The sequence below is a fragment of the Nocardioides sp. CF8 genome, from assembly GCF_000389985.1.
In the GTDB taxonomy this organism is placed as follows: Bacteria; Actinomycetota; Actinomycetes; order Propionibacteriales; family Nocardioidaceae; genus Nocardioides; species Nocardioides allogilvus.
Genome location: NZ_CM001852.1, coordinates 2964367 through 2975168, shown reverse-complemented (window position 1 = coordinate 2975168; position 10802 = coordinate 2964367). Strand labels below are relative to the sequence as shown.

Sequence of the window (10802 nt, the reverse complement as noted above, 5' to 3'; positions counted from 1 at the left end):
CCGCACTACACCACTATCGGGGACTCAACTGGTGGACGGTAGGGAGGTTGAACCTCTGTCGGGGTGCTCATCGTGCTTTGACGGTACGGGCGCCACCGGGGGTCCGGTAGTGGCATCGGGGTCCAACCGCTCGGCGGCTACTTGTTTCATTGATCTCAGGACCGGTGTCTGGCAAGGCTACGACTCCACTCAGACGAGCTTCTTGACACAGAGGGGAGCTAGATCCGGATGCACTCCACAGGGAGTCGACCTACACCTAGGCGGTGCCGAGTACACCTAGCCGCGCGAACAGCTGGTCAGCCGCCTCCGCCTCCACCGCCGCCGCCACCGTGAGTGGCCTCGCTGATGCGGGGAGTATCAATGCCGTGGTATCCCATGACGTCGGCTCGACTCCGCCTGAGATGAAGGAAGATCGCCACAAGAGCCCCAGGCACAAGCACTCCGACGAGCAACTCCACAGGGGCCTCCAATGCCACGGAGGCCAATCAGAGCACAAAATTGACGGGACGCATCCACCTACGCTGGACATTCGGTAGAGCAAGGGCGCGACCGCCTGACATCTACCGGCGCTCATCGGCAGTTCCGCGCACCATCAGCGGCAGAAGCGTGCGGGTGTTGTCGCGTCCGCTCAAGCGGTCCGTGCTTCCGCTGTAGCCGACGCGGAGGACAGCCGGGGCTCACGCCAGAACTGCATGAGCATGGTGGCAACGATCGCTCCCGCCGCCGCACCGGCTGCATTCAGCGGCAGGTCGTCAACGTCGCCGAATGACCCGGAGAGCATCTGCCAAACCTCGATGGCGACCGAGAACGCGAGGCCGGTGCACGTACCGACGAGGACTTCGAATCGTCGTCGAGCAAGGACGGCCACGAGCCAGCCGAAGGGAATGAACATGACGACGTTCCCGAAGACGTTCACCATCCCGAGGGAGCGGTTGATGCTGTTCCACTCGCTCTTGATCGACTCGCCAACGCGCCACGAAAACGCGCCATCCGTGTTCCCGAGCGCACCTCGGTTCGTGAACATGAGCACGACCAGAACGGTCCCGACCAGCGTGACGACGGCCAGGCTCCGCGCCCTGGGCGAAGTCGAAACCGCCGTGTAGACGAGGACTGCAGAGCCGATAAGGGCGAGCGCCATGCTCGGAACCGGGCCGATCGGAAGATATCGCCAAACGTCATCCTGGAACATGCTGGAACCCTAGGAGCAGTCGACCGGGTTCGACCTGCAACGCGCGCACTTAAACTCGGCAGTTGAGCGCACAACGTGAACCGCGCACTCTCCCGTCGGTCTACGTGCGCCTGGAGAAGCGATAGTCGCCATTGGGCAGTTGCTGCGTGAGGTAGCGGGTGTCGTGGGCGCGGTGGTGGTGATGGCAGCAGAGCAGGGCGGCGTTGTCGAGGTCGGTCTTCCCGCCGGTTGACCAAGCGTGGGGGTGGTGGGTCTCGCACCAGGCTGCGGGGACGCTGCACCCGTCTGCTTGGCACTGGCTCTGCTGGATGCGGAGTGCCTTGCGTTGCGCCGCGGAGTGGAGGCGGCGACTGCGGCCGAGGTCGAGGACTTCGGACTTGCCGCCGAGGACGGCGGGCAGGATCTTGGCCTGGCAGGCGAGGCGCCGGGCCTGTGACGCGGTGATGGTGTCGCCGGTGTCCAGGGTCGCGATGCCGGACCTCTCCAACGCCGCCGTGAGCTGGTCCAGGTCGAGGCGGACCGTCACGGTGGTGGCGGTGCCGCCGTGTGCGGGCAGCACCTGCGCCGGCAGTGACTCGAGGAGGTCGGTCAACGCCAAGCCCAGGAGGCGTGGCGTCGAGACGCGTTCCCCGTCGTGCTCGGACGCGGTGCGTCGAGGCGAGGCGAACGCTTCGAGGTAGGTCCGCAACCGGCCGGCGGCGGCATCGGAGATCCGGCCGCCGATCCGGGTGGTGCCGTCACCCAGCGGTGCCAGGGTCAGGCGCGTGTGTTCGGCGGCGAGCTGTTCCTCTCTCTCCAGGGCCTTGCGTTCGGCCTCTTCGCTGATCTCGGGGGCGATGACCTCGAGCACCTTGTGGGCGAGGCGCCGCAGTTGGGTGGGAGCGAAGTCCTCGGCGAGAGCGATCAGGTGGACCTCGGCGCGTTCGCGGATGTCATCGGTCACGAACTCGATGGGCAGCTCGTCGAGGGCGTGCACGATGACCCTGGCCTGGTCGAGGTTGACCCGACCGTCGAGCACCGCGGCCTGGAGGTGCACGTGGTCGGTGTCGAGGGACCGGGCGAGGTGGTCGAGGCCGATGCTGGGTCGGTGGTCGTGGCGAGTGGCGGTCGCGTACCAATCGCCGACGCGCTTGGCGCCCTGTTCGTCGGCGACGTCACCCGAGACGGCCATCACGGACAGCAGCAGGCCCTGGGCGCGGGTGATGACAGTGGACAGGTCGCGCATCGCAGCCGCTCTGTCGCGGGTGGGAACGAAGATCGGGTTGAACGTGGTGGCCTTGTCGAAGGCCTCGGAAATGCTCGCGACAACGTCCAGCAGCGGGTGCTGCGGAGGCTTGTCGTGAATGGTTTCCATGGCGTGATTCTACGCCCGAAAACTATGGATAGGAACAGGTGTTCGAGTTATCCACAGACCAATTGTGATGATTGGTTTTCCACAGGCAGATCGACCAGAAGTGGCCCGGGGCGGGAATGCTGGTTCTAGTCGATACGCACATTGCGAAACGGTGACACGACCAGCATGAGGGCAGAGATGGCGAAGATCGCCGCCGCAGCGCACAGCGTCTCGCCGTACCCGACGGCATCGCCCAACAGCCCGGCCACGGGTGAGATGAGCACCATGACGCCGCGGTTGAACGAGCGCAGCGTGGTGTTCGTGCGTGCCTGCAAGTCGTCAGGGGTGAGCGCCTGGCGGAAGGTCATCTCGTGGGAGTTGCTGGTGCCCATGGCCCAGCCGTGGCACAGCTGTCCTGCTGCCAGGACGGCTGCGGCAGTCCAGCCTGCGGGGACCGAGGTCGCTGCCAACATGATCAGCACTCCCAGTGCGGATACCACGCGCGAGCAGATGATCGCGCCGCCCGTGCCCAGGCGAAGACCGAGTCGCGTGCTGAGGGTCGCGCCGATGAGCGCACCAACGCCTGCGACAGCGAACACCAGACCCATCTGCAGCGCCGATAGGCCCAGCTGGCGATACCCGTAGGGGACGACCAGGACCAGCAGGACCGCCTGGCCGGCGAACCACACGTGGGTCGAGAGGGCGAGGCGACGCAGGCCGGATGCTCCGTAGGCCCATCGGGCGCCGTCCATCATCTCCGCGACCAGCCCACGCGCCCCGACCCCAGCGGGCTTGGCGCTGGGGGGCTCCGAGACATCCTTCATCGACGCGACCATCAGTGCCGAGAACAGGTAGGTGAAGGCATCGACGAGCACCGACAGTGGCGCTCCCAGGATCCGGATCAGCACACCCGCCACGGCGGGACCCGCGGTCTGGGCAACCGCGCTGGCGCCGTCCAGGCGCGCGTGTGCGCGCTGGAGGCGATCTCGCGGTACGAGCCTGGGGACGAATGACATGGACGCCGCATCGTTGACCAACGAGGCCGTGCCGAACAGGGCCACGACCACCAGCACCAGTGGGAAGGAGATGAAGTCGAATCCCCACGCAAGCGGGATCAGTCCCAGGAGGCCGGCGCGAACGACGTCGGTGATCACCATGACCGGCCGCCGACGGACGCGGTCGACGAGCGCCCCCACGACCACGCCGAGAAGCAAGTACGGCAGCAGGCGCGCGGAGTTGAGCCAACCCACCTGTGCCGCACCGCCGTGCAGGGTCACCAGCACGAGTGTCTGCAGTGCCAACGAGGTGATCGCGCTTCCAAGGCCGGAGACCGCCTCTGCCCAGAAGAAGCGCCTGAACGCTCCGGACGGCTCGGCACGCGGCAGGGAGCTCACGCTCACAGCCTCGCAGAAGCAGTTCCGGGTTGACCTTGCCCCAGCGGCAAGCACCAGTGTCGTCGCACCGGTGACCGACACCGGGGAGGATGGAGACGATGACCGACCCGCAGACCTTCATGACCATCGGCGACTTCGCCCGCGCTGCGGGGCTGACGTCGAAGGCGTTGAGGCTGTACGACGACCTGGGACTGCTGCCTCCTGCGGAGGTAGACCAGCACTCGGGCTACCGCCGCTACGGCGCGTGGCAGCTGGAGCCCGCCCGACTCGTGGCGACGCTGCGACTGCTGGGAATGCCGCTGGCGCGGATCAAGCAGGTCCTAGATCTCTCGAGTGCCGAGGCGGCGCAGGAGATCGAGACGTACTGGAGTCAGGTCGAGGCCGACACGGTGACTCGCCGTGACCTCGTCACCACCCTCGTCCATCAGTTGAGGAACGAGGCGCACACCATGACCACATCGACCGACACCCTCCACGCCGAGCTTGGCGCCAGTCTCCGACGGGGCCGGCGCGACCGGCAGCAGGACGCCCTGATCGCCACACCGGAGCTGGTGGCCGTGGCCGACGGCTTCGGCGGCCGCGACGACCTGGCTGCCGCGGCGCTCGCCGCCTTTGCTGCAGGCGGTCTCGACGCGGCCATCGCCGAGATCGCACCGGAGGTCAGCACAGCCCTGCCCGGCCAGCCCGACTCCGGCACCACCCTCACCGCAGTGGCGCTCGACGGCGCAACCGCGCGCATCACCCACATCGGTGACGCGCGGGTCTGGTTGGTGCGAGACCACGAGCTGCGACAGATCACCCACGACCACACGGTCGTCGCGGCGCTGCTCGAGGCCGGTCAGCTGAGCGTCGACGAGGCTCGCTCGCACGAACACCGGAACCTGCTCAACCGGGCGCTGGCGCCGGGGGTCGTGGCCGACGCCATCGTGGTGGACCTGCGCCCTGGTGACCGGTTGGTGCTGACCACTGACGGCGTCCACTCCTTCGTCGACGACCTCGCTCCGCTGCTCGCCGCAGCGACCGCGCCGCAGGGCGTCGCCGACGCGGTCGCGGCCGCCGTCGCCGATGCGGGTGAACCTGACAACCACGCGATCGTCGTGGTCGACCTGTCCTGAGGCGGACCGAGGAGCTACGCGGTGTGCACCGTCTCGTAGTGCTCGACGACCGGGAACGGGTCGTAGAAGTGGTGCAGCAAGGCCCGCCACTCCTGGTACTCCGGGGACCCGCGGAAGCCCTCCGTGTGGTCCTCCAGCGTCTCCCACTGCACCAGCAGCAGGTAGCCCGAGGGCCGCTCGAGGCAGCGCGACAGCGTCAGGCCGGCGAAGCCGGGCATCGAGGCGATGATCTGCTTCGCCCGGTCGAAGGCCTGCTCGAACTCCGCCTCGCGGCCGGGGATGACGGGCAGCAGGGCGTGTTCGAGGATCACGGCGTGATCTTGTCAGTCGCCGAAGCGAGCGCTGTCGTTGATACCGAGACTGTGACTCTGCCCGAGCGAACGGCCCGGTCGGCGCACGTGACGCGAGCCGATTCCCTTCTTGCCGTTGTGCGACGCGGCCTCGTCCTGGAAGAGGGAGTGGTGGTGTTCCAGGACGCCTCGATATCCACCGACCTCGTGCACGGGGACGTAGCGGTCGCCGACCCGGATCATCCGGGTCAGCGGTTCCGTTCCGGTCGAGAGACGCTCGGCATCGAGGGAGCAGACCGACACGCGTCGAGAGTCACCGACGGGCGGCGACCACAGCTCGTCGGTCGTGCTCGGGCCGTGGCACGGGTCGAAGAAGCAGGGCTCCCGGCGCTCGGGCACGGGCTCGCCTGCGGACAACGCGCGAGCGGCCGCGAGGTGGTAGCGCGCGTCGACGAGCAGCGGCTCGACGGTGAACACGTCCTCGGCCGTGGTCGAGGACCGCAGCGCCTCGCGCGCCCGTTCGTGGATCTCGAGGGCCAACGAGTGGTGGTGGGACGCCGCATGGCCCGCCGGTTCGCCCGCGAGCTGCTCCTCGAGATCGGTGAGGTCGGCGCCGGCCAGCTTGCGCGCCGTACGCCACCGATCGAGCGCCTCGAGCTCGCGGTCACGGGCCTTGCCGAACGGGTTCCACACCATGGCGGCGACCCTAGCCCCGAGGCGCCACAACTACAGGCTTGTAGTTATCGCCGCGCTGTTGTCCCCCCGGAAATGACGTGTTCTGATCAATCGTCACGCCAGTCACACCCGTCCCACACGCACCCCACAGTCACGGAGCCCGACGCCTCATGCGCCGCCTTTCCCGAGTCCTCACCACCGTCGCCCTCGCCACCGTGGTCGCTGCCACGACCGTCGTCGCCCCCGCCGAGGCGCGGCGCAAGGTGGAGGTGTTCGCGGTCAGCGGCGCGGCCACGATCACCATCCACGGCCACGGCTACGGCCACGGCCACGGGCTTTCGCAGTACGGCGCCGAGGGGGCCGCCCAGCAGGGCCTCGGCTGGCAGCAGATCGTCGAGTTCTACTACCCGGGAACCTCATGGGGGGATCTTCGGGGCTCGATCAAGGTGCTGATCTCGGACGACACCTCGAGCGACGTGCAGGTGCTGGCCCAGCCCGGGCTCAAGGTGACGCGGCTCCGGCCACGCACCACGTGGGCGCTGCCGGCCAACGGTGCCAAGCGGTGGCGGCTGCAGCCCTCGGGTGCCAAGACCCTGGTGCAGTCCAAGAAGTCGGGTGGGTGGAAGACGTGGAAGTCGTTCCCCGGCGAGGCGGAGCTCTCGGCCGCCTCGAAGCGGGTCGACCTCGTGGCGGGCGGCACCACGTCGACGTACCGCGGTCGCCTGCGCTCGGCGATGCCCTCGTCGGGCCCGGGGACGCGTGACACGGTCAACATCCTCAGCCTCGAGGCCTACCTCAAGGGCGTCGTGCCGCTGGAGATCCCCGCGCTGTGGAGCAAGGACGCGGTGAGCGCGCAGTCGGTGGCTGCCAGGACCTATGCCGCGGCCGAGCGCTCGCACCCCAACGCCGCGCACTACGACCTCTGCGACACCACCCAGTGCCAGGTCTACGGCGGCTACGACGTCGAGCACCCGAACGCCACGGCCGCGATCAAGGCCACCGCGCGCCGGGGGCTGACCTACGACGGGCGGCCGGCCTTCACCCAGTTCTCCGCGAGCAGCGGCGGCTGGACCTCGGCCGGGTCGACGCCCTACCTCGTGGCGAAGGAGGACCCCTACGACGGCTGGGCCGGCAACAAGGTCCACACCTGGAGCGTCGAGGTGGACGACGCGACCCTGGAGAAGCACTACCCGGCCATCGGTGACCTGACCTCCATCGAGGTCGCGACCCGCGACGGCAACGGCGAGTGGGGCGGGCGCGTGCAGTCGATGTCGCTCGTCGGCAACGCCGGGCGCGCCGACATCAGCGGTGACACCCTGCGCACCCTGCTGGGGCTGCGGTCGTCGTGGTTCACCTTCGCCGTCTCGCCGCTGACCCAGCGCGAGCAGCGCAGCCGCTAGTCCAGCACCAGCACCAGGTCGCCGCCTTCGACGGCCTGGGTTCCCGGTACGGCGATGCGCGCGACCGTGCCCGCACGCGGAGCCGTGATCGAGGCCTCCATCTTCATGGCCTCGATCGTCGCGACGGTCTGGCCGGCCTCGATGGCGTCGCCCTCGGCCACGCCGACGGTGACGACACCGTCGAACGGCGCCGCGACGTGGCCGGCGTTGCCGGTCTCGGCCTTCTCCGCAGCCGCCACGGCCGAGGCGACGGCGTGGTCGCGGATGCCGACCGGCCGGAGCTGGCCGTTCATCGTGCACATCACGGTGCGGATGCCGCGTTCGTCGGGCTCGCCGATCGCCTCCAGCCCGATCAGCAGGGTCTTGCCCTCGCCGAGCGAGACCGCGTGCTCCTCGCCACGACGCAGGCCGTAGAGGTAGTCGAGCGTCCGCAGCACCGACACATCGCCGTACGTCTCCCGCGATTCGAGGAAGTCCTTGGTCGGGCCGGGGAAGAGCAGTGCGTTGAGGGTCGCTCGACGGTCGGTGGCCAGCCCCGTCGACTGCGCGTCGGTCAGCGTGGATGCGGGCTCCTTCCAGCTGCGGCCCGCGAGCGCCTTGGTGCGGAACGGCTCGGGCCAGCCGCCGGGCGGGTCGCCGAGCTCGCCGTTGAGGAAGCCGATGACGGAGTCCGGGATGTCGAACGAGCCCGGGTCCTCCTCGAACGCTCGTGGGTCGGCGCCGACCGCCACGAGGTGCAGCGCGAGGTCGCCGACGACCTTGGACGACGGCGTCACCTTCACGACGTTGCCGAGGATGTCGTTGGCCGCGGCATACATGTCCTCGACCTGCTCGAACTTCTCGCCGAGGCCGAGCGCGATCGCCTGCTGGCGCAGGTTGGACAGCTGACCGCCGGGGATCTCGTGGCGGTAGACGCGGCCGGTCGGGGCGGGCAGCCCCGACTCGAAGGGCGCGTAGACGCGGCGGGTCGCCTCCCAGTAGGGCTCGAGCGCATTGACGTGCGCCAGCGTCAGCCCGGTCTCACGCGGCCCGTGGTCGGTGGCTGCGACCAGCGCGGAGAGCGGCGGCTGGGACGTGGTGCCAGCCATCGATGCGCAGGCGGCGTCGACGGCGTCCACGCCCGACTCGATGGCCGCCAGCAGGGTGGCGAGCTGGCCGCCGGTCGTGTCGTGGGTGTGCAGGTGCACCGGCAGGTCGAACTCCTGGCGCAGCGCGGTCACCAGCGTGCGCGCGGCGGGCGCGCGCAGCAGCCCGGCCATGTCCTTGATCGCGATCACGTGCGCGCCGGCGTCGACGATCCGCTCCGCCAGCCTGAGGTAGTAGTCGAGCGTGTAGAGCTTCTCGTCAGGATCGGAGAGGTCGCCGGTGTAGCAGAGCGCGACCTCCGCGACGGTCGTCCCGGTGGCGCGCACTGCCTCGATCGCCGGGCGCATCTGCTCGACGTCGTTGAGGGCGTCGAAGATCCGGAACACGTCGATGCCGGTCGCCGCGGCCTCCTGCACGAACGCCTCGGTGACCTCGGTCGGGTACGGCGTGTAGCCGACCGTGTTCCGGCCGCGCAGCAGCATCTGCAGGCAGATGTTCGGCACGGCCTGGCGCAGCTGGGCCAGCCGCTCCCACGGGTCCTCGGCGAGGAAGCGCAACGCGACGTCGTACGTCGCTCCACCCCACGCCTCGAGGGACCACAGCTCGGGCGTCGTGCGGGCCACGTGTCCGGCGACCGCGAGCAGGTCGCGGGTGCGGACCCGGGTCGCGAGCAACGACTGGTGCGCGTCGCGGAAGGTGGTGTCGGTGACCGCCACGGTGTCCTGGGCCCGCAGCCGGCGGGCGAACTCGTCGGGGCCGAGGTGCAGGAGCTGCTGCCGGGTGCCGTCGGGAGCAGGCACGCCCAGGTCGAGGTCGGGCAGCTTGGTGACCGGGTCGATCGTGACCGGCGCCGGACCGTGCGGCTGGTTGACGGTGACGTCGGCGAGGTAGGTCAGCAGCTTGCTGCTGCGGTCGCCGGAGGCGCGTGCCGAGAGCAGGTGCGGGTGCTCCTCGATGAAGGCGGTCGTGACGTGGCCGGCGGCGAAGTCGGGGTCGTCGAGCACGGCCTGGAGGAACGCGATGTTGGTGGAGACACCCCGGATGCGGAACTCCGCGACCGCGCGCCGGGCCTTCTCGACGGCCTTGTCGAACGTGCGGCCCCGGCAGGTCAGCTTGGCGAGCATGGAGTCGAAGTGGGCGTTGACCTCGGCGCCGGTGTAGGTCGTGCCGCCGTCGATGCGGACCCCGGCACCACCGGGGGAGCGGTAGGTCGTGATCTTGCCGGTGTCGGGCCGGAAGCCGTTGGCCGGGTCCTCGGTGGTGATCCGGCACTGCAGCGCCGCGCCACGGACCGTGACCGTCTCCTGGGAGAGACCGAGGTCGGCCAGCGTCGCGCCGGCCGCGATCCGGATCTGCGACTGCACGAGGTCGACGTCGGTGATCTCCTCGGTGACGGTGTGCTCGACCTGGATGCGCGGGTTCATCTCGATGAAGACGTAGTTGCCCGCCGGGTCGAGCAGGAACTCGACGGTGCCGGCGTTGCGGTAGCCGATCTCGGTCGCGAACCGCACGGCGTCGGCGCACATCCGCTCCCGGATCCCGGGATCGAGGTTGGGTGCGGGCGCGATCTCGATGACCTTCTGGTGCCGACGCTGCACCGAGCAGTCGCGCTCGAAGAGGTGCATCACGTTGCCCTCGCCGTCGGCCAGGATCTGCACCTCGATGTGGCGCGGGTCGACGACGGCCTGCTCGATGAAGACCGTCGGGTCGCCGAAGGCGGCCTCGCCCTCACGCATGCAGGTCTCGATCGCCTCCCGCAGCTGCGAGCGGTCGTCGACCCGGCGCATGCCGCGCCCGCCACCGCCGGCGACAGCCTTGACGAAGAGCGGCGCGGGAATCTCCTCCGCGGCGGCGATCAGCACGTCCACGTCGGTGCCGGGCTCGACGCTGCGCAGGGTCGGCACCCCCGCCGCCTTGGCCGCGGCGATCGCGCGGGCCTTGTTGCCGGTGAGGGTCAGCACGTCGGCGGTCGGGCCGATGAAGGTGATGCCGGCGTTGGCGCACGCCTCGGCCAGTGCGGGGTTCTCCGACAGGAACCCGTAGCCCGGGTAGACCGCGTCCGCGCCTGCCTTCAGGGCGATCGCGACGATCGCGTCGGGGTCGAGGTAGGCCCGGACGGGGTGGCCGCGCTCGCCGATCTCGTAGGCCTCGTCGGCCTTCAGCCGGTGCTCGGACCCCCGGTCCTCGTGGGGGAAGACCGCCACCGTGCGGGCGCCGATCTCGTAGGCAGCACGGAAGGCGCGGATCGCGATCTCGCCCCGGTTGGCGACGAGCACTTTGGAGAACATGGCGGAAGGCTAACGAGACCTGGCTCACACGA

Annotated in this window: 8 protein-coding genes; 2 read left to right on the top strand and 6 right to left on the bottom strand. The window is 69.4% G+C overall.

All coding sequences use genetic code 11. The features are described from left to right. Nucleotides 1–628: 628 nt before the first annotated feature. The 3 genes from CF8_RS14565 to CF8_RS14555 all read right to left on the bottom strand — a co-directional run bounded on the left by CF8_RS14565 (nt 629) and on the right by CF8_RS14555 (nt 3916). A complete protein-coding gene (locus CF8_RS14565) occupies nt 629–1189 on the bottom strand; it encodes a VanZ family protein (RefSeq protein ID WP_010833870.1) in 561 nt (186 codons plus the stop codon). Between the two features lie 100 nt (nt 1190–1289). Continuing rightward, on the bottom strand, nt 1290–2543 hold the full coding sequence (locus tag CF8_RS14560) for an HNH endonuclease signature motif containing protein (protein WP_010833869.1): 1254 nt from the start codon (nt 2541–2543) through the stop codon (nt 1290–1292). Between the two features lie 125 nt (nt 2544–2668). Continuing rightward, entirely contained in the window at nt 2669–3916 is a 1248-nt protein-coding gene (locus tag CF8_RS14555; RefSeq protein ID WP_107705688.1) for an MFS transporter, read from the bottom strand. A 98-nt stretch (nt 3917–4014) separates the two neighbouring features. Between CF8_RS14555 and CF8_RS14550 the strand changes: the two genes are divergently transcribed. Beyond that, nucleotides 4015–5031, top strand: a complete 1017-nt coding sequence (locus tag CF8_RS14550) for a MerR family transcriptional regulator (protein ID WP_036493249.1) — start codon at nt 4015–4017, stop codon at nt 5029–5031. Nucleotides 5032–5045: 14 nt separating this feature from the next. Here CF8_RS14550 and CF8_RS14545 read toward each other — a convergent pair whose 3' ends face one another. Both CF8_RS14545 and CF8_RS14540 read right to left on the bottom strand, forming a co-directional pair. Further along, nucleotides 5046–5342 carry an antibiotic biosynthesis monooxygenase family protein gene (locus CF8_RS14545; RefSeq protein WP_010833866.1) on the bottom strand — a complete coding sequence of 99 codons (297 nt, stop codon included), beginning with the start codon at nt 5340–5342 and terminating at the stop codon, nt 5046–5048. A 12-nt stretch (nt 5343–5354) separates the two neighbouring features. Then, nucleotides 5355–6017, bottom strand: a complete 663-nt coding sequence (locus CF8_RS14540) for a hypothetical protein (RefSeq protein ID WP_010833865.1) — start codon at nt 6015–6017, stop codon at nt 5355–5357. 149 nt (nt 6018–6166) lie between these two features. On the opposite strand from CF8_RS14540, the gene CF8_RS14535 reads away from it, so the two are divergent. Further along, nucleotides 6167–7396, top strand: a complete 1230-nt coding sequence (locus CF8_RS14535; protein ID WP_010833864.1) for a SpoIID/LytB domain-containing protein — start codon at nt 6167–6169, stop codon at nt 7394–7396. Here the strand turns inward: CF8_RS14535 and CF8_RS14530 are convergent. Beyond that, nucleotides 7393–10770 (bottom strand): pyruvate carboxylase, encoded by a 3378-nt coding sequence (locus tag CF8_RS14530; RefSeq protein WP_010833863.1) that lies wholly within the window; start codon nt 10768–10770, stop codon nt 7393–7395. The two genes, CF8_RS14535 and CF8_RS14530, sit on opposite strands and share 4 nt — an antisense overlap. Nucleotides 10771–10802 lie beyond the last annotated feature (32 nt).